The sequence below is a fragment of the Streptomyces sp. NBC_01454 genome (assembly GCF_036227565.1).
GTDB lineage: Bacteria > Actinomycetota > Actinomycetes > Streptomycetales > Streptomycetaceae > Streptomyces.
The window spans coordinates 8,055,626-8,076,709 of record NZ_CP109460.1; the positions used below are offsets into that span (position 1 = coordinate 8,055,626).

20 protein-coding genes are annotated in these 21,084 nt (G+C 72.3%); 12 read left to right on the forward strand and 8 right to left on the reverse strand.

Annotated features, from left to right (window positions below):
• Positions 1–184 precede the first annotated feature (184 nt).
• The 7 genes from OIU81_RS35355 to OIU81_RS35385 all read left to right on the forward strand — a co-directional run bounded on the left by OIU81_RS35355 (position 185) and on the right by OIU81_RS35385 (position 6,901).
• Positions 185–1,186 (forward strand): methyltransferase, encoded by a 1,002-nt coding sequence (locus tag OIU81_RS35355; protein WP_329154398.1) that lies wholly within the window; start codon positions 185–187, stop codon positions 1,184–1,186.
• A 28-nt stretch (positions 1,187–1,214) separates the two neighbouring features.
• A complete protein-coding gene (locus OIU81_RS35360) occupies positions 1,215–1,865 on the forward strand; it encodes a thermostable hemolysin (protein WP_329154399.1) in 651 nt (216 codons plus the stop codon).
• Positions 1,852–3,429 (forward strand): AMP-binding protein, encoded by a 1,578-nt coding sequence (locus OIU81_RS35365; protein WP_329154401.1) that lies wholly within the window; start codon positions 1,852–1,854, stop codon positions 3,427–3,429. The genes OIU81_RS35360 and OIU81_RS35365 overlap by 14 nt, the downstream gene beginning before the upstream one ends.
• Positions 3,426–4,367, forward strand: coding sequence for a TauD/TfdA family dioxygenase (locus tag OIU81_RS35370; RefSeq protein WP_329154403.1), 942 nt, complete (start codon positions 3,426–3,428; stop codon positions 4,365–4,367). The genes OIU81_RS35365 and OIU81_RS35370 overlap by 4 nt, the downstream gene beginning before the upstream one ends.
• Positions 4,364–5,029 (forward strand): O-methyltransferase, encoded by a 666-nt coding sequence (locus OIU81_RS35375; protein WP_329154405.1) that lies wholly within the window; start codon positions 4,364–4,366, stop codon positions 5,027–5,029. Before OIU81_RS35370 ends, OIU81_RS35375 begins: the two co-directional genes overlap by 4 nt.
• A gap of 88 nt (positions 5,030–5,117) precedes the next feature.
• Positions 5,118–5,645, forward strand: coding sequence for a nuclear transport factor 2 family protein (locus OIU81_RS35380; RefSeq protein ID WP_329154407.1), 528 nt, complete (start codon positions 5,118–5,120; stop codon positions 5,643–5,645).
• Complete coding sequence (locus OIU81_RS35385) at positions 5,642–6,901, forward strand: amidohydrolase family protein (protein ID WP_329154409.1); 1,260 nt, start codon at positions 5,642–5,644, stop codon at positions 6,899–6,901. Before OIU81_RS35380 ends, OIU81_RS35385 begins: the two co-directional genes overlap by 4 nt.
• A gap of 24 nt (positions 6,902–6,925) precedes the next feature.
• Here OIU81_RS35385 and OIU81_RS35390 read toward each other — a convergent pair whose 3' ends face one another.
• The gene (locus OIU81_RS35390) at positions 6,926–7,435 is read right to left on the reverse strand and encodes a MarR family winged helix-turn-helix transcriptional regulator (RefSeq protein ID WP_329154410.1); all 510 of its coding nucleotides are present in this window, start codon (positions 7,433–7,435) and stop codon (positions 6,926–6,928) included.
• 172 nt (positions 7,436–7,607) lie between these two features.
• Here OIU81_RS35390 and OIU81_RS35395 point away from each other — a divergent pair, with 172 nt between their 5' ends.
• A complete protein-coding gene (locus OIU81_RS35395) occupies positions 7,608–8,417 on the forward strand; it encodes an alpha/beta hydrolase (RefSeq protein WP_329154411.1) in 810 nt (269 codons plus the stop codon).
• 69 nt (positions 8,418–8,486) lie between these two features.
• Here the strand turns inward: OIU81_RS35395 and OIU81_RS35400 are convergent, their stop codons facing one another.
• Positions 8,487–9,398 carry a CAP domain-containing protein gene (locus OIU81_RS35400; protein ID WP_329154412.1) on the reverse strand — a complete coding sequence of 304 codons (912 nt, stop codon included), beginning with the start codon at positions 9,396–9,398 and terminating at the stop codon, positions 8,487–8,489.
• A 354-nt stretch (positions 9,399–9,752) separates the two neighbouring features.
• Between OIU81_RS35400 and OIU81_RS35405 the strand changes: the two genes are divergently transcribed.
• The gene (locus OIU81_RS35405; protein WP_329154414.1) at positions 9,753–11,270 is read left to right on the forward strand and encodes a sigma-70 family RNA polymerase sigma factor; all 1,518 of its coding nucleotides are present in this window, start codon (positions 9,753–9,755) and stop codon (positions 11,268–11,270) included.
• A gap of 40 nt (positions 11,271–11,310) precedes the next feature.
• Here OIU81_RS35405 and OIU81_RS35410 read toward each other — a convergent pair whose 3' ends face one another.
• The 6 genes from OIU81_RS35410 to OIU81_RS35435 all read right to left on the reverse strand — a co-directional run bounded on the left by OIU81_RS35410 (position 11,311) and on the right by OIU81_RS35435 (position 19,618).
• A complete protein-coding gene (locus OIU81_RS35410) occupies positions 11,311–11,859 on the reverse strand; it encodes a DinB family protein (RefSeq protein ID WP_329154416.1) in 549 nt (182 codons plus the stop codon).
• A gap of 509 nt (positions 11,860–12,368) precedes the next feature.
• Positions 12,369–13,016 carry a class I SAM-dependent DNA methyltransferase gene (locus OIU81_RS35415; RefSeq protein ID WP_329154418.1) on the reverse strand — a complete coding sequence of 216 codons (648 nt, stop codon included), beginning with the start codon at positions 13,014–13,016 and terminating at the stop codon, positions 12,369–12,371.
• A 223-nt stretch (positions 13,017–13,239) separates the two neighbouring features.
• Positions 13,240–14,577, reverse strand: coding sequence for a M64 family metallopeptidase (locus tag OIU81_RS35420; RefSeq protein ID WP_329154420.1), 1,338 nt, complete (start codon positions 14,575–14,577; stop codon positions 13,240–13,242).
• 264 nt (positions 14,578–14,841) lie between these two features.
• Positions 14,842–16,332, reverse strand: coding sequence for an amino acid permease (locus OIU81_RS35425; RefSeq protein ID WP_329154422.1), 1,491 nt, complete (start codon positions 16,330–16,332; stop codon positions 14,842–14,844).
• 51 nt (positions 16,333–16,383) lie between these two features.
• Positions 16,384–17,652 (reverse strand): alanine racemase, encoded by a 1,269-nt coding sequence (alr, locus tag OIU81_RS35430; protein ID WP_329154424.1) that lies wholly within the window; start codon positions 17,650–17,652, stop codon positions 16,384–16,386.
• Positions 17,653–17,986: 334 nt separating this feature from the next.
• Positions 17,987–19,618 (reverse strand): PucR family transcriptional regulator, encoded by a 1,632-nt coding sequence (locus OIU81_RS35435; protein WP_329154425.1) that lies wholly within the window; start codon positions 19,616–19,618, stop codon positions 17,987–17,989.
• Positions 19,619–19,902: 284 nt separating this feature from the next.
• Here OIU81_RS35435 and OIU81_RS35440 point away from each other — a divergent pair, with 284 nt between their 5' ends.
• The 3 genes from OIU81_RS35440 to OIU81_RS35450 all read left to right on the forward strand — a co-directional run bounded on the left by OIU81_RS35440 (position 19,903) and on the right by OIU81_RS35450 (position 21,066).
• Positions 19,903–20,076 carry a hypothetical protein gene (locus OIU81_RS35440; RefSeq protein WP_329154426.1) on the forward strand — a complete coding sequence of 58 codons (174 nt, stop codon included), beginning with the start codon at positions 19,903–19,905 and terminating at the stop codon, positions 20,074–20,076.
• Between the two features lie 249 nt (positions 20,077–20,325).
• Positions 20,326–20,673, forward strand: coding sequence for a hypothetical protein (locus tag OIU81_RS35445; RefSeq protein ID WP_329154427.1), 348 nt, complete (start codon positions 20,326–20,328; stop codon positions 20,671–20,673).
• Positions 20,674–20,775: 102 nt separating this feature from the next.
• The gene (locus OIU81_RS35450; RefSeq protein WP_329154429.1) at positions 20,776–21,066 is read left to right on the forward strand and encodes a DUF1398 family protein; all 291 of its coding nucleotides are present in this window, start codon (positions 20,776–20,778) and stop codon (positions 21,064–21,066) included.
• Positions 21,067–21,084: the final 18 nt, after the last annotated feature.

The window sequence follows — 21,084 nt, forward strand, 5'->3', positions numbered from 1 at the left end:
TTCCCGGCGCGGCCGGAGCCGGCCCGCCCCGGGGCGCAGTCGTTCCTCCGGCCCCGGCCGGCTGATGCGCGTCCCCGAACGGCGGTCCCACCACTTCCCGTGCCCGCGGGCCCACCGCGAGCACCACATGCCCTGCCGCGTACCGTCTGCGCGGCTCTCCCCTGCCATCCCGAGGAGATCAGCCATGTTCAAGACCACCACCGACGCCGAGCTGGCCGGCAATCCGATCGACGAGGTGATCGGGTCCACCATCCGCTACGCGGCGCTCACCTCCGCCGCCAAGCTCGGCATCTTCACGGCCCTGGAGAAGAGCCCCAAGACCCTCGACGAACTCGCCACGTCGATCGGCGCGAGCACGGACGGCACCCGCGCGGTGGCCGATGTCGCCGCCGTCCTGGGCTGGCTCGCCCTGGAGGACGGGCGGTACCGCAACGGCCCGCTCGCCGAACGCTGGCTGGGCAAGGACGCCGAGTACGACTTCACCCCGGCGCTGCTGTGGGCGTACGAACTCACCAACGTCATGTGGGATCTGCCGCAGGCCGTACGCGACGGCAAGCCCGCCCAGTCCCTCTGGGAGCGCTGGGCCGACAAGCCAGAGGCCGGGCGGGACTTCTCCGCCTACATGCGGATCAAGTCCCGGCTGACCGTACAGTCCATCGTCGACGCCGTACCGGTGCCCGAAGGGGCCCGGCGCCTGCTGGACCTGGGAGGTTCGCACGGGCTGCACTCCATGGCCATGTGCGAGCGGCACCCCGAGCTGTCCGCGACCATCCTCGACCTGCCCGAGGCGCTCGCCGACACCGGAACCGCGATCGAGAAGGCGGGCCTGGCCGACCGGATCACCCTGCAGAGCGGCAGCTTCCTGAGCGGCGACCTCGGCACCGGCTACGACGTCGTCTTCCTCTTCGAGATCGTGCACAACCACACCGACGAGGAGAACCGGGACCTGATCGCACGGGCCGCCAAGGCGCTGCGGCCCGGCGGCCGGATCGTGGTCCTCGAAGACGTCCGCGGGGAGCAGCTCGACGAGCACAACGCCGCCTTCTCCCTGGCGATGTACGCCTGCTCCGGTGACCGCACCTACAGCCTGCCGGAGATCTCCGGCTGGCTGAACGACGCAGGTCTGTCGGGCGTCGAGCGGATCGCGCTGCCCTCTTCCGTCTCCCTGGTCGTCGGTACCAAGTAGAGCCGGCAGCCGGGGAAGGGGGAGCACCGTGCAGATCGATCTGGCACACCGGTCCACCAGCTCATGGCTGGACGCCGCGGACCTCGCTCGTGAGGTGTACGCCCAGGCATACGGCGCCGATGTGGCGCCCCGGCCCGACTCATTCATCGTCGCCCGCCCGGCCTGCGGCGGGACGGAGGAACCCGCGGCGCCACTGGCCTGCGCGGGGCTCACCTTCGGCAGCGACCAGGAACTGTTCTCCGAGCGCTACCTCGACACCGGTGTCGAGGAAGCCGCACTGGCCCGTCTCGGGGTCACGGTGGACCGCAGGCGGGTGGTGGAAGTGGGGGCGCTGGCCACCCGCCGCTCCTCGGTCGGCCGCGAACTGATCAGAGCCACCCCGATCATCGCCTGGTGCCTGGGCATGGAGTACATCCTGTGCACCGTGACCCGGAGCCTGATCACGACGCTGGGCCGGACCGGCATCTGCTTCGAGCCGTTCGGCCCCGCCGACCCCCGCCGGCTGTCTCCCGAGGAGGCGGCGTGCTGGGGCTCGTACTACGACCACGAACCCCAGGTCGGCGTCATCGCCCTGAACGCCCTGGACCGGCTCTTCTCCGACGCCACCGGGCGCTACTCCGTCACCGATCTCCAACTGAGCATCAGCGCCATGGAGGTGGCCGGCCATGCTGGGCATTGAACAGAGCCTGGTCGGCTTCGGCGAATCGGAGCGGCCGCTGATCGAGGTGCTGGGGGACGACGGTGCGCCGGCGCGCACGCTCACCTACCGGGAAGTGACGCGCCGGGCCGCGGACCTCGCCGAACGGATCGGCCCCGGGAACGGCCGGCCGCCACGAGTCGGCGTGGTCTGCGGCAACACCCCCGCCTTCGTGGTCGCCGACCTCGCCCTGCTCGCCGCGCACGCCATCGAGGTCCCGGTCCCGCTCGCCTTCTCCGCCGAGCAGGCCGCCGGTCTGCTGGCGGAGACCGATCTGTGCGTGGTGGACGCCGCCGGGCAGGAGCGCCTCACCCAGTGGGGGAGGGACCGGGTCCTGCCCCCGCACTGCACGGTGCTGCCGCTGTCCACCGACGGGCCCGTGCCGTCCGCGCCGCTGGTGCTGCGCGCGGCCGGGGCCGGGGCCGGCGGCGCGGACTGGGAATGCAAGGTCATTCACACCTCCGGGACGACCTCCCGCCCCAAGGGGGTACGGATCCGGGCGGGGGCCCTGAACGAACTGCTGGGCTCACTGCGGTCGGTGATGCCCCGCGGGGCCTTCGCCCGCTATCTCTCCGTCGTTCCGTTCAGCCTGCTCATCGAGCAGGTCACCGGCCTGTACATGGTCCTGCTCGACGGCGGGACGCTCGTCCTGACCCCGCCCGGCAGGGCCCTGGTCGGCACCGCAGCGGCGGCCGCCGCCGACATGCTGCCGTATGTGGCCGCGGCCCGACCGACCGCGCTGGTCGCCACGCCCGCCCTGGTCGACGCCGTCGCCACCGCCGCGGACGAGGCCGCGAAGAGCGGACAGGCGGTGGCCGAGGCCCTGTTCGGCCGCGACGAAGCGCCGCTGCTCTGTTGCGGCGGGGCGCCCGTCCACCCCGAGCTGCTGCGCCGTCTCGAGGACCACGGCCTCCCCGTCCACGAGGGGTACGGACTGTCCGAGAACAGCTCCGTGGTCAGCTGGAACACCCCGGCGGCGCGCCGCCCCGGAACCGTCGGCCGGCCGCTGCCCCACGTCCGGGTGCGGATCGCCGACGACGGTGAACTCCTCATCCGGAGCACCTCGTTGTTCGCCGGCTACACCCGCGACGATCCCTCCAGCCTGCTCTTCGACGCCGACGGCTGGCTACGGACGGGCGACCTGGCCCGGATCGACGAGGACGGATTCATCAGCATCACCGGACGCAAGAAGAACGTCATCATCACCGCGGCCGGCCGCAATGTGGCACCCGAGTGGGTCGAGGCGCAATACGCCCAACTGCCCTTCGTCCGCGCGGTCGCGGTGTTCGGTGACGGACTCGACGCGCTCCACGGGCTCTTCCTCGTGGAGGAGTCCACCGACCTCGCCACGGCCGAGGCGGCCGTCCGGGAGTTCGGCGCGGCGCAGCTGTCGGAGGTGGAGCAGGTCGCCGTACCGCACCTCACCGTCGCCGACGAGCGTCTCTACCGCAGGTTCTTCACCGTCACCGGGCGGCCCATGCGGGCCGCCCTCCGCACCGCCCTGTCCAACGGCACGCTGTTCGACCACCAAGGAGCAGACGCATGACCACGAACGCTGACGTCCGGCCCTACGGCGGTGCCACCGGGCGGCTCGTCCTGCCCACCGGGGACCGGTCGCTCGGTGCACTGGACCCCTCCTGGGTCACCGGGCTGCTCGCCGACGCCGGTTTTCTGCTCTTCCGGGGCTTCGACACCGACCTGGAGGCGTTCACCTCGTTCGTGAAGGCGCACTCCAGCCGGATCACCCTCGATCCGGCGCGCACCTTCCATGGCGGCGAGGTCGCCCAGAAGGTGGACGCGGGCACCGGAGCCATCGGCCTCCATCTGGAGAACGGCAACAGCCCCTTCGGCCCCGACCTCACCTGGTTCCTGTGCGAGAAGGCCGCGGCCGGCGGCTCGCAGACCACCGTCTGCGACGGCTACCGCGTCTGGGACGCGGCCAGCGACAACGCCCACGCGGTCTTCGGCGTCAAGGACATCATGTACAGCCGCCGGGTGGAGGAGCCCAAGTGGAAGGCGTTCGTCTGCCACCAGTCCGAAGGCCGTAAGGACCCCGACCGCGTCACCTTCGACGACATGAAGGCGCTGGTGGGCGGCAATGTGTCCACCACCCTCCAGCTCAACGACGACGGCTCGATCCACTACGCCTACCGCACCGGCGCCGCCCACCGCACCCTCTTCGGCAGCCGGCTCGCCTGGGCCAACAGCGTCTTCGGCCCCTCATACAACTACGAAGCCCCGCGGATCACCTTCGCCGACGGCACGGAGATCCCCGAGGAACTGCTCGCCGAATTCCGCCGCCTGACCGCCAAGCTGACCGAGGAACTCGACTGGCAGGACGGCGATGTGGCGCTGATCGACAACACCCGGGTGATGCACGGCCGGCGCGAGATCCTCGACACCGACCGGACCATCTACAACGCCCAGAGCTACCTCGAACCGGCGCTGCTGACCGCCGCCCGGGACGGAAGGGCACAGGCATGACCGCCGCACCCGCCGGGCTCGACGACCCCCGCGTGACAGCCGTCCTGAACGAGATCGCCCGGACGGCCGAGAAGAGCGACCGGGCCGTGATGGAACGCGCCTACGCCACCACGGCCGACTGGCCGCAGCCGCCGACCGCGCAGGAGGCCGCCGAGCTGTGCGCCCAGGCCGCGCTGCCGGTGCACCCGCAGGTCGGCACCTTCCTCTACCAGCTCGTACGGGGCATGCGCCCGTCCCTCGTGGTGGAGTTCGGTACCTCCTTCGGCGCCTCGACGATCTATGCGGCGGCGGCACTCCGCGACAACGGGGACGGCCGCATCATCGGCTCCGAGCTGCACCCCGGCAAGGCGGGCCGCGCACACGACCATCTGAAGCGCGCGGGGCTCGACGCCTGGACCGAGATCAGGATCGGCGACGCCCGCGAACAGCTCGCCGACCTCCCCGGAAGCATCGATCTGCTGCTGCTCGACGGATGGAAGGAGCTCTACCTCCCCGTCCTCAAGGTGCTCGAACCCGCCCTGCGGGCCGGCACCCTGATCGTCTCCGACAATCTGCCGATGCTGCCGGCCGAGTTCACCGACCACGTCCGCACCGCGGGCAACGGCTATCTCTCCCAGCAGCTTCCGCTCGGAGACGGTGTCGAACTCTCCCTCCGCCTGTAGTAAACGGGACACTGCTCCCGGGCCGGTGCGCGCGCACCCGCCGGCCTCAGCTCCACCGTCGTCCACACGGAAAGGGCACCGAACACCTGTGAACCCCCGCACCCACCGCCGCACCCTGCTCCGGGCCGGCATGGCCGCACTGCCCCTGGCGGCGGTGACCTCGGCCGCACAGGCCGCCGAGCCGTCCGGCCGGCTGACCACCGCCGATGTGTCCTGCTGGACCGACGCCTACCTGGAGGCCTGGCGGACCAAGAACGACGCCGCCGCGGTCCGGCTGTTCACCCCCGACGCCGTGTACGAGGCGGTGCCGGGCGTGGCCGCGCAGACCTTCCGCGGCCGCGATGCCATCGCGCGCTACTGGCGCGACATCACCGCCGGCCAGAGCGACATGACGGGACGTCACGGCACCCCGGTCGTCACCGGGAACCGGGCGGCCGTCGAACTCTGGGTCACCCTGCGGGCCCCCGCCATCAACCCCGACGGTGATCACTGGGTGACGTTCCTGGAGAGCAACGTCCTGCTCTTCGCCCCGGACGGCCGGTGCCGGCGCAACACCGAGTACTGGAACCTGCAGATGGGCCGCCTCGACCCGCCTCAGGGGTGGGGAGCCGCGTGACCACAGCTCGTACGCTGATCACCGGTGGCCGGGTCCTCACCATGGACCCGGCCACCGGTGAACTGCCCTGCGCCGACATCCTGGTCGAGGACGGCCGGATCACCGCCGTCCGCCCGGGCCTCGACGTGGCGGAGGTGAGCGAACGGATCGACGCGCGCGGCTGCCTGGTGCTCCCCGGCTTCGTCGACACCCACCGGCACATGTGGCAGGCGGCGTTGCGCGGCAGCGGCGCCGACCAGACCCTCGACCAGTATTTCGCGACCGTGCTGCACACCCTGGGGCCGCAGCTCACCGCCGACGAGCTCCACCTCGGCAATCTGCTGAGCGCCTTGGGCGCCCTGGACGCGGGGGTGACCACCGTCCAGGACATCTCCAACGTCGACAAGCCCACCGAGGAGCACACCGACGCCCTGCTCGACGCGCTGACCTCGTCCGGACTGCGCGGCGTCTTCGCCTACGGACACGGCACGGCGCACGACGCCCGACGGGTGCGTGAGCGGCTGCACCGCAAGGACGGCCTGGTGACCATGGCGCTCAACGCCGAGGCCGGCAGCGACGAGAGCACCCGGCGCGGCGGGGCGCTGGCCAGGGAACTCGACCTGCCCACCGCCCTGCACATCCGCGGCGGCCGCCCGGTCTCCCGGCTGCGCCGCCTCGGGGTGCTGCGCCCCGGCACGGTGTTCATCCACGGCACCGGCATGGAGCCGGGCGAACTGCGCCTCATCCACGACAGCGGTGGCGCGCTGTCGGTCGCGCCCGCCATCGAGATGACGATGGGGCACGGGCTGCCGCCGTTCGCCGCGGCGGCGGCCGCCGGTCTGCGGCCCAGCCTCAGCGTGGATGTCGAAGTCGCCGCGCCGAGCGATATGTTCACGCAGATGCGGGCGGCCTTCCAGATCGGCCGCTTCGCCGCGCTGCACGGCCATGCGGGCCCCGAGGCGCCGTTGCTCACGGCGCGCGACGTCCTGGAGTTCGCCACCCTCGGCGGCGCCGAGGCGCTCGGCATGGCCGACCGGATCGGCTCCCTCACCCCGGGCAAGCAGGCCGATCTGCTGGTGCTGCGGACCGACCGCCCCGGTGTGGCGCCGGTGCACGACGCGATCGCGGCCGTCGTGTCGTCGATGGACCGTGCCGATGTCGACACGGTGCTGGTCGCCGGGCGGACCGTCAAGCGCGCGGGAGTGCTGAGCCACCCCGGGCTGCCCCGGCTGCTGGCACAGGCGGACGACCTGCGCGACCGGCTGGCCGTCCGCTGACGTATCCGCCGCTGACGGCCCGCGTCAGCGGCGGATCAGCACGCCCTCCTCGATGGCGGCGAGCGCGATGCGCAGTTGTTCGCTGAGCGCCTTCGCGGTGTGCTCCGGAATCCGGTCGACGAGCCGGGCGTGCACGGCGGTGGTGGCGCGCACCGCCGCCTCGGCGGTCTCCACCCCGCTCGGCGTCAGCTGCACCCAGCTGCTGCGCGCATCGTCCTCGGCCGCCGCGCGGGTGACATAGCCGGCCGCCACCAGGCGCTTGATGACATTGCTGGTGCCACCGGAGGACAGCAGCAGGGCATGCGTCAGGTCGGTCGGCTTGAGGCGGTACGGGGCGCCGATGCGCCGGAGGGTGGCGAGCACGCCGTACTCGGCCTGGGTGAGGCCCAGCTTCTCCAGCTCGGCGCCGGCGGCGATGTCGAAAGCCGAGACCAGGAGGGCGGTCCGTTTGGCCAGTTCCAGCGGGAGACCGGCGATTTCGGGCAGCTCGTGTCCCCAGGCGGAGATGATCTCGTCTACGTGGTCAGGCTCCATGGTGAGCCGCCTTCCCTCTGCCCGATAGCTCAGTACAAAGATATCTCACTGTCCGCACAGGCAGGTTCTGACCTGGGGGGACTGTGTGAGTACCCGATGTGGACACCGTGAAAAGCTTTCCAGCTACCTTTTAATATAGCTTTTCACAATGCTTTCTCTCTATGCTTCTCTCATGTCCCTACGTGAGTCGAGGCGTGCCCTGGCCATGGCGGCAATCCTGACCCTGGCCCTGACCTGTGCCTCTGCCTGTACCGGCCGCGCCCCGGACACGGCCGCACAGGGGAGCGCGATGGCGGAAAACCGCCGCTCCACCGAGGAAGGAACCGCCGGAATGCCAGAGTTCACCGCCGCACCCGACCGGCTGCCGTCGTGCTTCGACGGCAGCCGGCAGGCCGGCGCCTACCGACTGCCCGGCTCCCCGGGCAAGGGCCGGCTGGTCACCTTGGGCGCCGGCCCGCGCGGCGTGGTCTTCGCCCCCATCTCCTGGGGCGACGCCTGCGAATGGGCGGGCGAGGCCAAGCGGCTCGCCGCCGACGGCTACCACGTCGTCACCTTCGACTGGGGACCGGACCGCCGCCGGACCATCTTCGATGCGACCCGCCTGCTGCGCTCGCGCGGCGCCACCGACGTGGCCTGGGTGGGTGGTTGCATGGGAGGCACCGTGATGCTCGGCATGCTGAGGGACCGCACCGAGCGCCCCTCCGGCGTCGCGGGCATCAGCCCGCTCGCCTCACTGGGCGGCTACACCGCGGGGAACGGCTCGTCCTACGACGGTGAAATGCTGCTGCTGGGGACCGCCGACGATCCGCTCTCCGACGAAGGGCGGCTGCGCGAGGTCGCCCACGGCTTCCCCGCGGCCGAGGTCACGGTCCTGCCCGGCACCCTGCACGCCGCCGAGATCTTCGCCGGCCCGCACGGCGACACCGCCCGCCGCAGCCTGGACGGCTTCCTCGGCCGCACCTTCGCCCCGGCGGGCGGCTGACCCGTACGACGCCGCGGACCCCGGCGGCCCGGATCCGATCCGGACCGCCGGTGGGACCGCGGTGGCGGGTCAGGAGTGGGTGGCGAAGTCCTGCGTCCACCAGGGGCCGTTGGCGCTGAGGTTGACGCCCACGCCGGTGGACTTGTAGGAGCAGTTGAGGATGTTGTCGCGGTGGCCCGGGCTCTTCATCCAGCCGTCCATCGCGGTGGCCGGGTCCTTGGGGCTCTTGAAGATGTTCTCCGCCCAACTGCTCCATGGGAAGCCGGCGTTGGTCATCCGGGTGCCGGGGTCGACGCCCTCGGGCGTGTTGTGCTCGTAGTAGTTGCGGGCGGCCATGTCGTCGGAGTGCTTCTGCGCGGCGGTCGTCAGATGGGAGTCGACCTTCAGCGGACCGCAACCGTGCTGCGCCCGCTGGGTGTTGACCAGCTCCACGATCTTCTGCGCGAAGCGTGCGGCGGTCCCGGTCGCGGTCTGCGCGCCGCCGGGCGTGCCGGTCCCCGGTCCGGACTCGACACGGGGCGTGTGCGACGACGTGCTCCCGCCGTGGCTGGTGCGGGTGGGGTGCGGCCGGGGCGCGGCGGGCCGCTTGGTGTGCCGTACGGCCTTGGACGGGGTGGCGGAGGGCTTGCGGTCCTTGGGGGAGTGCGAGGCGCTCGGCGCCGTGGACGGGGAGGCGGTCGGCGTGGGTGCCTGCGGCACGGACTGGTTCGCGGCGAGCGCCTGGTCGGCTCCGGAACCGGGCCGTATCAGCAGCACACAGGATCCGCCCACGACGAGCACGGCCGCCACGGCCACCAGGGTGGTGTTCCGCCGGGGGTGAGCGCCGCCGCGGTGCAGACCGCTGCGGCGCCCGTGCCGCCCGCCCGGACGGCCGGCACCCGAGGCGCCGGAACGCCGGTGCGCGGTGGGCTCCTTCACCCGGCGGCCGTCCCCGGTCGGGGTGAGGTCGTGCAACTCCGTCTGACGGTGGTCTTTGTTCATGGTTCCGTTTCCTGTGGGGGTCGGGTTCGGCCGGGCCTCCGGTCGGGCCGGATCCATGGGCCGGAGGGCCGATGGGATCCGTCGTCCCTGTGGTCCGACACAGGGGAGAGCGGGGGCGCCGGCCCCGATAACGGAAACCGCGAAAAGTTTTTTGCGGGAGCCTGCGCGGGGTGCCCCCGTGGCCGGGCGGGAGGGGCGCGGCCGGGCCCCATTCGCGGGGACCGCACCGCGGGGGTGGGCGGGTGCGCACGGATTTCCGGATCCACGTAGGTTTTTCTGTTGTCGGGGTGCGCCCACCGGGTCACCTGAGTGCGGGGGCCATGGGTACGCACGGATGAACAGGAACGAAAAGGCGTGAAGCAGGAAAACGGGACGGCGGCCGTCGAGGCCGCCCAGGCCGGCGACGAACAGGCCCGCGAGCAGCTGGTCGCCGCATACCTGCCGCTGATCTACAACGTCGTGGGCCGGGCGCTGGACGGCCACGCGGACGTGGACGACGTGGTGCAGGAGACCATGCTGCGCGTCCTGGAGTCGCTGACGGATCTGCGGGAGCCGGCGTCGTTCCGCTCCTGGCTGGTGGCGATCGCCATGAACCAGGTCCGCCGGCGGTGGCACACCGCCCAGAAGGCACCCGCCGTCGGCCTCGACCAGGCGCAGGAACGGGCCGACCGCTCCGCCGACTTCGTGGACCTGACGATTTTGCGCCTGGGGCTCTCCGGCCAGCGTCGTGAGGTGGCCGCGGCCACCCGGTGGCTGGACGAGGGCGACCGTTCGCTGCTCTCCCTGTGGTGGCTGGAGGCCGCCGGCGAGATCAGCAGGCCGGAGCTGGTCGCCGCCGTCGGGATCGACTCACGCCATGCGGCCGTCCGTGTCCAGCGCATGAAACAGCAGCTGGAGGCCGGACGCGTCGTGGTCCGCGCCCTCTCGGCGGATCCCCCCTGCCCCGACCTGACCGAGCTGACGGCCACGTGGGACCGCGAGCCCTGTGCCCTGTGGCGCAAGCGAATAGCCCGCCACGCCCGCCAGTGCGGCGCCTGTTCCGGTCACTGGAACGACCTGCTGCCCGCCGAGGGCCTGCTGGCCGGCCTCGCCATGCTGCCGCTGCCCGCCCATCTCACCCCACCCTCGGTCCTGTCGGCCCCCACTGCCGCGACGGCGCAGGCTGCGGCCGCCCCGCCCCACGGGTCCGGCGGAGCCGGCGCGCACCCGCTGCCCACCCGGCCGACGAGCCCGCGCCGGGTGACCAAGGGGACGGCCGTCACGGGCACCGCCACCCTCGCCGCGGCCGTCCTCGCCGCCGTGTGGTGGTCGGGCGGCACGCCCCAGGACGCACGGAAGGACAAGCCGAAGGCGGTACGGACCGTGGCCACCCACCGCCCGTCCCCGAGCCCCACGCCCACGCCCACCCCCACCCCCACACCGTCACACTCGGCGACTCCGTCCCCCACCCCGTCCGCCCCGCGCACGCCCACCCCGTCGGCCACCCCGCCCGACCTGGAGGAGCAGGTGACCGCGCTGGTCAACGCCCGGCGGGCCCAGGCCGGCTGCCGGCCGCTGCGCATCGACCGCAGACTCCACACCGCGGCGCAGCGGCACTCCGCCGACATGGCGGCACGCCAGTACTACGAGCACGACACCCCGGACGGAACCGGCCCGGACGACCGGATCACCGCCGCCGGATTCCGCTGGAGCAGCTGGGGCGAGAACCTCGACCGCGGCCCGCGCACCGCCGCCGCGGTGGTGAACGACTGGATGGGCGACCGTATGCACCGCGACAACCTGCTCGACTGCAAATTCACGGCCGTGGGTGTCGGCGTCGTCGAGGGCACGGGCGGGCCGTGGTGGACACAGGACCTCGCCGCACCGCTCTGACCGCCGGCCCGCGCCCGGACCGCCTCCGAACCGGCCCGGATCACACCCCCGTTGCCCCGTCGAGCCGCTCACGCAGCAGATCCGCGTGGCCGTTGTGCCGGGCGTACTCAGCGATCATGTCGATCAGGATGCGGCGCAACGAGAGGGGCTCACCGGTCCGTTTGCGGATTCCTGTCTCCTCCAGTGACCGGGCCTGCGCCGTGATCCGCCGGGAATGCGCGCACTCCGCCCGCCAGACGGCGAAGGCCGCGTCCGCATCTCCGTCGAGGACACCGAAGTCCTGGTCGGGATCCTCGTCGGAGTAGTGGAGCAAGGGAAGGTCCTCGCCGGCGAACTGGATGCGGAACCACCATCGCTCCACGCCCGCGAGATGCCGCACCAGCCCGTGCAGGGACAGGGCGGAAGGTGGTATCGCCCGCCGGGAGAGGAGGGCCGGCGGCAGACCGGCGCACTTGAGCGCGAAGGTGTCCCGGTGCCAGTCCAGGACCGCGCCCAGCGTCTCGCGCTCGCCGCCCACGGCGGGCACGGGGCCGCGGCTGTCGCCCTTCCAGCCTGGTGCGAAGTGGCGGGGAGCGTCCTGGCCGGTCATGATCTGCCCTCCTGGTCGTGAGGGAGCCGAGTCTGCCAGGCACCACTGACAACGGCCGGGGGCATGAACCGGGGCCCGGCCGCGCTGCCCGGGCGGAAGAGTTGCCCGACGGAGCCCGCAGACGCCCTGCTCCCACTTCAGCCACAGCGGGTAGGCGCCGGGGACCGCGAGGATGACCGCGACGGCTCCCACCATGACGCCCGAGATGATCCGCAGTCTGCGATAGGCCCCGCGCGAACCGCGGGCTCTCAACCAGGATCCGTCCCGCCCGCCGCCGAGGCCTCGCCCGCCAGGACGAGACACCGACCACCCGCCGTCAGGGACCGGTCGGGGCCAGCCCCGTAGTGGATCCGGACCCGACCGCACCGCCCCGCGCCTGTCCTGGGCGCGGTCCGGGCGATCATGTGTCTCGTCAGGGCGGCTTCGTCCCGTTTGGCTGATCCCGCCCGATGCCCGGACCGAGGATCCGAGCCGATGCCGTCAGGTGACCGGTTGAGTGGCTCCTCGGTCTACGCCTTGTATGCGAGGAGCTGGACTTCCTGGAACTGCCGCCGGTCAGTGGGCCTCGGCTCGATCACCAGGCGGGCGGACTCCGCCAATCCGTGATCGCGCAGGAGCTCGGCAAGGCGATCGGGGGACCAGCGGTAGGCCGTCACCACCGTGTGGTTGTAGGCCTGCGTCTCGTGGTGGGGGCCGTCAGTGGCAGGGAAGTCGATCACAAGATGCCCGCCGGGAGCCAGGACCCGGGCGAACTCGGCCAAGAGGGCGGGCAGGTCCTGCGGCGGGGTGTGGATGACGGACCACCGCGAGAGCACCCCGCCGAGCGCGCCCTCCTCGATGTCCAGCGCGGCCATCGAGCCGACCTCGAACCGCAGCCCGGGGTGGGCTTCGCGAGCGAGCTCGACCATCACAGGGGAGGCGTCGATGCCGAAGGCATGCAGGCCCAGCCCGTGGAGGTGAGCTGTGAGGTGGCCCGGTCCGCAGCCGAGGTCCGCCACCTTGCCGTCGCCGTTCGTCCGCACCAGCTCCGCGAAGGCACTCAGGAAGGCGCGCTCCAAAGGACGGTCGCGCAGGGTGTCGTGGAACAGCTGCGCGTAGGTGGGGGCGAGGGCGTCGTAGGCCTCGCGGGTGGCCTGCACGGTGTCGGGTTCGGTCATCCGGAGACCGTAGCGGGAGGAGAGGCGATGCGGGAACGCTGGCCCGGATGCACGCTGGTGGGGTCGACCGCGACCTCCCACCAGCGTGTACCTGCCGTTGCTCACCGGCAGGAACGGCCACAGCCGTTCCCGCGCGGCATCCGACGGATCACCACGCTGATCCCGCCCCGTGCCCGGACCAACGAGTCACGGGCAAGCCAGTCGCATGATCGCCCGTCAGCTCCTAGTAAGCGGCGACCCGCCAGGTCAGCGAGCGGGACATCAGCTTGCGCACCGCGGGGTCGCGGACCGCGTCGGTACGGTCGGTGGCCCGGACGGTGACCCGATGGGTGCGGCCGTCGGCCGGTACCCCGAGGGCCCGCGGGACGACCGTGTGCCGGCCACGCGCGGCCCGGCGCTCGCGGCCGTCGACGTACCACCGCACCCGCGCGGAGGCGGGCACGGCCACGCGGATACGTGCCCCGCGGGGGACCGCCCGGTCGGTGGTCACCGGACTGCTCAGCACGCTCGCACAGCGGTAGAAGCCCGCGATCATCGCCTCACGGCCGGGCAGGTTGAACTGCCGGCCGAGCGACCGCATGATCGAGTTTTCGGTGGGGCGGTTGAGCCCGTGCGGGTAGTAGCCGCCGCCCTCGAACGCGCCGACCGTGCCGCCGTCCGGTGACTCCTGGCCGATCCAGCGGTACCACTTCTGCTGCTGGGCGGTCATCTGGTCGGCGGAGAGGGTGCTGAGATTGGCCTGGGTGGGCTCGGGGCCCGAGTAGGTCCCGGACTCGCCGTATTCGTACTCGTCGGCGAGCTTGCCGAGCGAGTGACCGGTCTCGTGCACCGCGATCTGGTCGGACCGGTCGTTGTCGGAGGAGGCGGTGGCGATCCCGTCGTAACCGACCTGCGAGGAGATGTCGTTGTAGCCCGCGCCGCCGTACTTGGTGGAGTTCGAGAGCACCACGACGAGGTCGGCGGCCGGGGCCTTGGCCGCGTACGACTCGACCTTGTTGGTGTCCACGCACAGCAGCCGCTCGGTGCCGTCGCAGAAGAAGGCGGAGTTCAGGGCGGTGTCCCGCACCACGTCCTGCGTCGGGTCCCCGGAGACACCCGAGTCGTGGGAAACGGCGTCGACGGCCCAGACGTTGAACAGGCCGGTGTAGGAGGCGTACGGCTCGACGGCGCTCATCTTGGCCCACTTGGTGCGGACGTCCGCGTGGAAGTCCTCCTGCTGGGCGGCGGTGTAGCCGTCACCGATGAAGACGACGTCGAGCTTGCTGCCGACCGGCCCGTTCTGCACGATCGGGGTCACGTCGCCGTCGCCGGCGATCGTGGCCCGCTCGGACGGGGAGAGGGGCTTGGAGACGGGGACACCGGTATGCCGAGGGTGTCCGGAGGCCCCTGTGAAGAACTCGACTTGCTGGGTCTGTTGCGCGTGCGGGGGCGCTGTCGGGGTGGCGCCCTGGGCGGTGGCCCCGGCGGCCCCGGTGGCCGTCGCGGTGGCCACCGCCACCGCGAGGATGCCGACGGACACCGCGCTGCGTATGGGATTGCGTCTGGAGGTGTGAGTGCGCATGGGGGGTTCCTCCCGGATCCCGCCGCACGAGCGGCGGGTCGAAGCCGAATTCAGGCGCGCTCAACGTAGGCGCTCCGGGGGCGTGGAGCAACGGATGGTGCCCAAGTGGCCGGGTGGAGGTGGGTAGTTCGCTGTCGGGTGCGCCCTGGCGGCCTCGTGCCGTCGCGTCCGGCGTGGCGGTCTCCGTCAGTACCTCGGTTGACCGACGGCATCCGCGACCGGCACCGCGAGGTACGACGAGGCCCGTTGTGCCCCGCCTTGTGGTCAGGGGAGTCGCGAGGGGGGCGAGATCTCCTCGCCGGGCGGTGCGGTCTGCGGGACGGCGGCGCGGGTGCGGCGGGAGAAGTGGAAGCCGACCAGCAGGACCGCCGCCCAGACCGGAGCCACGTACAGCGCGATTCTGCTGTCGGCGTCGAAGCCGAGCAGCACCAGAACGAGGCCGAGGAAGGCGAGGACGAAGTAGTTCGACACGGGGGCCAGCGGCATCCGGAAGGCGACCTGCCGCAGCCGTCCGGCGCGAACCGCCGCCCGGTAGCGCAGATGTGCCCAGGCGATGATGCCCCAGGTGAAGACCGCGGCGATGGTCGCGACACTGGTGACGTACGCGAAGGCTTCTTCGGGCACGAAGTAGTTCGCGGCCACCCCCAGCAGCATGACGGTCATGGACGCGAGGATGCCCGCGGCGGGTACGCCCTGGCGGCTGACCTTCCCGAAGACGGCCGGCGCGTGCCGGTCCCGGGACAGGGTGAGCAGCATCCGGCCGGTGGAGAACACCCCGCTGTTGCAGGAGGACAGTGCCGCGGTGAGCACCACCATGTTCACCACTCCGGCCGCCGCGGGAATCCCGACCTTCGCGAAGACCAGCACGAACGGGCTGACGTCCGGATCGAGTTGGTTCCACGGGACCAGCGCCATGACCGCGGTGAGGGCACCGAGATAGAACAGGGCGATCCGCCAGATCACCCGGCGCACGGCGCTGGGCAGGGTCTTCTCCGGGTCCTTGCTCTCCCCGGCGGTCACCCCGAGCAGCTCGACCCCGACGAAGGCGAACACGACCACCTGCATCGCGAGCAGCGGGCCGGCCATGCCGTGCGGGAAGAAGCCACCGTGCGTCCAGATGTTGCTCAGCGCGGCGGTCTTCCCCAGCGGGCCGAAACCGAGGAGGAGGACGGCCGCCGCCATGAGCAGCAGCACGACGATGGTCAGCACCTTGATGAGCGCGAACCAGAACTCGAACTCCCCGAACAGCCGGACCGCCAGCAGATTGGCCAGGCCGAGCACCGCAAGGGCCAGCAGTCCGGGCAGCCACTGGGGTACTTCGGGCCACCAGAAGCGGACGTAGATCCCGGCCGCGGTCAGCTCCGCGGTACCGGTGACCACCCACATCAGCCAGTAGCTCCAGCCGGTGGCGAACCCGGCCCAGTCGCCGATGAACTCCTCGGCGTAGGTGGCGAACGAACCGGACACCGGCCGGTACACCAGCAGCTCACCCAGGGCACGCATCACGAAGAAGACGACCACACCGGCGACCGCGTAGGTGATCAGCAGACCCGGTCCGGCCTCGTGGAGCGCCTTGGCGGAGCCGAGGAACAGCCCGACGCCGATCGTTCCGCCGATGGCGATCATCTGGATGTGGCGGGGCTGCAGCCCCCGGTGGAGGTGTTCGGGGTCGGAGGTGTCAGGGGCGGGGGAGCCGGGGCCAGGGGGGTGGTGCCCCGTGGGGTGCGGTGAGGAGGCGGGAGGCAGGTGCGTCACGGGGAGGCTCTCTCGTCGGGGGCGGAGTGATCCAAGGGTGAGTGGGCGCTCTCAGTACCCGCCGCAGGACGCGCCCGTGTAGGTGCGCGGAACGCGGGAGCCGATACGGGCGACGATTTCGTGGGAGATGGTGTGGGCGGCACGGGCCCAGTCCTCCGCGCCGGGCTCCCCGTGGTCACCGGGCCCGAAGAGCACGACCTCGTCCCCGGGAGCCGCCGGCGCGTCACCGAGGTCGAGGACGAACTGGTCCATGCACACGGTGCCCGCCACCGTGCGGCGCCGGCCGGCGGCGAGGACCGGGCCGGTCTGCGAGGCGTGCCGGGGGACACCGTCGGCGTAGCCGAGGGGGACCAGGCCGAGGGTCGTCTCGCGAGCGGTGCGGTAGCGGTGGCCGTAGGAGACACCCTGCCCGGCGGGCACCCGTTTGACGGAGGCGAGCCGTGCGGTGAGAGTCATCGCCGGCCGCAGCCCCAGCTCCGCAGGGCCGGCCCGGTACGGCACCGGGCTCAGCCCGTAGACGGCGAGCCCGGGACGCACCAGGTCGAAGTGTGCCTCCGGAAGGGTCAGGGTGGCGGCCGAGTTGGACAGATGCAGGACCTCGGGGGTGAGCCCCGCCTTCCGGGCGAGCTCCACCGCACCGCGGAAGCGGGCCAACTGCTGCTCACCGCCGGGGTGTCCGGGCTCGTCGGCGCGGGCCAGGTGCGACCACACCCCGACGACCCGGACGTACCCTGCGGCTTCGGCGCGCGCGGCGGTGTCCAGCAGCGCCCGCCAGTCGGCCTCGCCGGCGCCGCCGCGGCCGAGCCCGGTCTCCGCTTCGAGGTGCAGCAGAGCCGGACGGTCCACGGCACGGGCCGCCCGGACCGCTGCCCGCACCGCCCAGTCGGCACCGGCCGACACCTCGACTCCGGCGGCCACCGCGGCACTCCAGTCGTCCCCCGGCGTCAGCAGCCAGGCCAGCAGCCGCCCGGGGACCCCGGCCGCGCGCAGCGTCAGCGCCTCCCGTAGGCCGGCGACGCCGATCCAGGTGGCGCCGCCCGCCAGTGCCGCGCGGGCGGTGGCGACCATGCCGTGCCCGTAGCCGTCGGCCTTGACCACGGCCATCACCTCGGCGGAGCCCGCCGCCGCACGCAGCCGGCCGACGTTGGCGCGGATCGCCGCCAGATCGATGTGCGCCCGGGCCGGCGGCCCGGCGGACGGGTCGGTCCCTCCGGCCTCCTCGTTGGAGGCCCCGGGAAGCCGCCGTTCCGCGACGGCGGTCACCACCGGTCGATGTCCAGCTCCGACGATCTCGGCCCCGCGGGGAATGCCGAAAGTCATGCCACCGTCCTTCCATGGAATCCGTTACGGCGTGACGCGCCGCAGGTGGAGCCATGGTTTCGGCGGGGGCACGGCCCGTCATCGTTCGCTCGGCACTGTTTCGGAGCACCGGGGAGTGGGCGCGGAACAACGGGCGGGGCCGGGGACGGAGCGGGGCCCGGACGGCAAATGGCGGGCAACGGGCAACGGGCAATGGGCAATGGGCGACGGGCAATGGGCAATGGGCAATGGGCGACGGGCAACGGGCGGCGAGCGGCGGTCGGCGGTCGGCGATGCCGGGGGAGCCCCGCTCAGCGACGCCCGGGAAGGGGCAACCGAGGAAGCCCGGGGCCCGTCACCCGGACATCTCCGCAGCGTTGTCCGGGCCTGCCTCCGTGCCCTCCGCGCCCTCCGCGCCGTATTGGCGGGCCGTGAGCTGGAGCAGCAGTGCGGTACGGACTTCCGGGTCGTCCAGCGGCAGAGCCACCACGTCCTGGAGCCGGCGCATCCGGTGGCGCAGGGTGTTGGGGTGGATGTGCAGCCGGGCCGCGGCGGCTCGCGGATCGCCCCGCTCCTGCAGCCAGGCGTGCAGCGTCGCCACACCACTGGTGCCGTATGCCCGGTCGTGCTCCACCAACTGCGGCAACGGTCCGACGCCCGCGACCCGGGCCGCTCCGGCGGAGCGGGCGAGATGGCGGAGAACGACCGTGGCCCACACCTCGTCGTGGAGCGCCTGCTCGCGGGCGATCAGGCCCGTACGGAGCAGATCGAGGGTGTCATCGGCCTGCTCACGGGAGCGGGCCAGCCCGGCGACCGACGTCGCGAGTCCACCGGCGGCGACGAGGGGAGCGGGCCGGCCGGCGGGACCGCAGAGGGTCTCCAGCCACCCCGATTCCCCGTCCGCTGCCGGGTCGATCCGCTCCGCCGGAACGATCCCGTAGACCACACCACCGACGATCGCCGCAGGTGAACGTAGTCGCGAGCTGCGGAATCGGGACATCCGCTCCCAGACGGTCAGTCGCTGCCGCTCCGCCTCGGCCTCGTCCGTGCCGCGCACCCCTACGGCGATCACCCGCCAGGGGCCGGCCGTCAGTTCCAGGCGCCGCGCCGCGTCCGCCGCTCCGTCCTGGCCGTGCAGCACCGTGGCGACCATGTCGGTCAGCACCAGGCGCTCCACATCCGCCCCGGCCCGTCGGCGCAGCAGGTGCAGCGCCGCCATGGCGGCGGTCTCCGCGAACGCCTCGGCCCGCTCGGCGGGGACCGGCCCCGGCACGATCGCCCAGATCGAGCCGAGCACATCCCCGCCGGCGTGTACCGGCACCACCAGCCGCGGCTTGGTTCCCTCGGCCACCGCGGGGACGTACAGGGGAGCGGTGTCCTGGGCGATCTTGCGGAAGACGCCGTGCCGCCGGAAGTGCGCATTCACCTCGTCGGGCACGCCGCGGCCCATGATGGTGGCGACCCGTGCCTCGTCGCCCCGCTCCTGCCGGGCGGAGTAGGCGAGCACCCGTGAACTGCGGTCCTCGATGGTGACCGGGGCATCGATCACGGCGGCGATGGCGTCGGCCAGCCCGAAGAGATCCCCCGCCTCACCGCACGCCGCGCCCGCGCCGGAGTCCGCGTACCCCTCGCTGTCCAGCACCGCGCGCAGCAGCGACACCACCTGTGCCCAGCCCGCCTGCGGCTCCACCTGCACCAACGGCAGCCCCGCGGCGTTCGCGGCGGTGAGCACCGTTTCGTCGTCCGCGGCCGGGGCCTTCAGCAGCAGCGCGCCGGCCGACCGTGCGGCGCACCACGCCACCAGCCGCCGGGCCTGGGCCCGATCGGTGAGGTTCACCCCGAGGACGACATCGCCGGGGTGCAGATCGAATCCGCCGTCCGGTTCCGCGATCACCACATCGCCCACCGGTACCGCGGTGCCTCCGGGAGCGCACACTCCCGACAGCACGGCCGGCCCGACGGAGCTGAGAAGCCGCTGCAGACTCATCACTGGGCATCACCCGCTCACCGTTCCGCCCCCATCGTGCACCACGGATTCCGCACCGGGGCACGCGGCCTCTGCGGGGGAGACGTGCGGGGGCGCGGCCGGGGTCCGCGCAGGGCTCTGTGGCGGCGGCCGCGCGGGGCTTTGCCGGCCCCCGATCCACCGCGGTGACGAGTCCCGTGCACTCCCGTTTGTCCAAGGTCATCTGCGGGAACCCGAAGAGACTCGGCTGCGGTCCGCGGGCTGTTGCATGCCGGTGGACCGAGATGATCCAGAAGGAGGCTCCTGTGAAGCAGCAAGTGGCGCGGATGGCGTACCTGTTGAAAAGGTCGTTGTGGGGTGGACGGTCGCGGCTCGATCACCCCGAGTCGCACCGCGCGCAGCCCCGGCGCGACGCGAATCTGATCAACCACTATGTGCCGTCGGGGTCGTCGGGGGCGTCGATGCCGAGGGGGCAGTGAGCGGCCGGCTCATCAGGGCCCGGTAGCCGGCTCAAGGGGCCCGGCGGTCGGCTCAAGGGGGTCCGGCCGCCGGCTGACGAGGGCCGGTCACGCCACTGAACGGGCACCGGAGTGCGCGTACTTGACGCAGAGGAGTCCCCTCCCGCTTTTTGCCTACTCGTGACAGGTATTGAACGGTCTCGGGTGTGCCTCCGTATCTTTCGGTGTCCGTGCCCCAGAGGCGCTGATCCACGATGCGAGGAGGACACCATGACTCACCCCGGTATCCCGCCGATCCAGGCCCTGCCGGACGGAGACGCCGAGCTCTCCTTGGTGGTTCGCGTGCAGTGGGAGGACGTCGCCGCGCTCGGCCAGGACGCCGCCCGGCTCGCGGCCCGGTGGAAGCGCCCGGTGACCCTGGACGAGGCCGCCAGCCAGCGGCTGCGGATACGTCCGCCGGCCGCCCAGCCCACCCATGCCAAGACGGTCACCCAGGAGCGGGCCCAGCCCGCCATGGCGGCCACGACGGTGTCCCCCCTGCCCACCCGCTCCCCCCAGGAACAGGCCCGGCAGGCGATCGAGAAGATCAACGGAACCACCGGGCACGAGACGGCGTAGCGCCGCGAAGGGCTGAGACACGCCAGGGGCAACCGCTCCACCGGTCCGGGGGCGGCAGTCAGGGATTGCCGCCCCCGCCGTTTCCCGCGCGGCCGCTGCCGGATGGCCGTCCCGTCGAACGCCATGCTCTACCTCACCGCCGCCGGACCCGTCGTGGTCCAGGAGGAGCCGCTGTGCACCGGACCGGTCGAGGCCGCGCCGTTCGACCGTGCCGCGCTGATCACCGCGCTGCGCGCCGACCAGGCCGGCGAGACCGATTTCCCCGAGTTCGTCCAGGGGCGCCGGCAGGCCGGTGTGCTCTGGTACGACGTCGATCTCGACGCCCGCACCTGCACCTACTACGGAGCCGAGGGCGACAGTTACACCGAGAACTATGCGGCCGTCACCCTCTGAGGTGAGCCCCGGCCGACC

Excerpts from the sequence above, each read along its gene's own strand:
- OIU81_RS35355 (WP_329154398.1), top strand. The coding sequence starts at position 185 with ATGTTCAAGACCACCACCGACGCCGAGCTGGCCGGCAATCCGATCGAC.
- OIU81_RS35365 (WP_329154401.1), top strand. The coding sequence starts at position 1,852 with ATGCTGGGCATTGAACAGAGCCTGGTCGGCTTCGGCGAATCGGAGCGG.
- OIU81_RS35370 (WP_329154403.1), top strand. The coding sequence starts at position 3,426 with ATGACCACGAACGCTGACGTCCGGCCCTACGGCGGTGCCACCGGGCGG.
- OIU81_RS35375 (WP_329154405.1), top strand. The coding sequence starts at position 4,364 with ATGACCGCCGCACCCGCCGGGCTCGACGACCCCCGCGTGACAGCCGTC.
- OIU81_RS35390 (WP_329154410.1), bottom strand. The coding sequence starts at position 7,435 with ATGGAGCCTGACCACGTAGACGAGATCATCTCCGCCTGGGGACACGAG.
- OIU81_RS35395 (WP_329154411.1), top strand. The coding sequence starts at position 7,608 with ATGTCCCTACGTGAGTCGAGGCGTGCCCTGGCCATGGCGGCAATCCTG.
- OIU81_RS35400 (WP_329154412.1), bottom strand. The coding sequence starts at position 9,398 with ATGAACAAAGACCACCGTCAGACGGAGTTGCACGACCTCACCCCGACC.
- OIU81_RS35410 (WP_329154416.1), bottom strand. The coding sequence starts at position 11,859 with ATGACCGGCCAGGACGCTCCCCGCCACTTCGCACCAGGCTGGAAGGGC.
- OIU81_RS35415 (WP_329154418.1), bottom strand. The coding sequence starts at position 13,016 with ATGACCGAACCCGACACCGTGCAGGCCACCCGCGAGGCCTACGACGCC.
- OIU81_RS35420 (WP_329154420.1), bottom strand. The coding sequence starts at position 14,577 with ATGCGCACTCACACCTCCAGACGCAATCCCATACGCAGCGCGGTGTCC.
- alr (WP_329154424.1), bottom strand. The coding sequence starts at position 17,652 with ATGACTTTCGGCATTCCCCGCGGGGCCGAGATCGTCGGAGCTGGACAT.
- OIU81_RS35435 (WP_329154425.1), bottom strand. The coding sequence starts at position 19,618 with ATGAGTCTGCAGCGGCTTCTCAGCTCCGTCGGGCCGGCCGTGCTGTCG.
- OIU81_RS35445 (WP_329154427.1), top strand. The coding sequence starts at position 20,326 with ATGACTCACCCCGGTATCCCGCCGATCCAGGCCCTGCCGGACGGAGAC.
- OIU81_RS35450 (WP_329154429.1), top strand. The coding sequence starts at position 20,776 with ATGGCCGTCCCGTCGAACGCCATGCTCTACCTCACCGCCGCCGGACCC.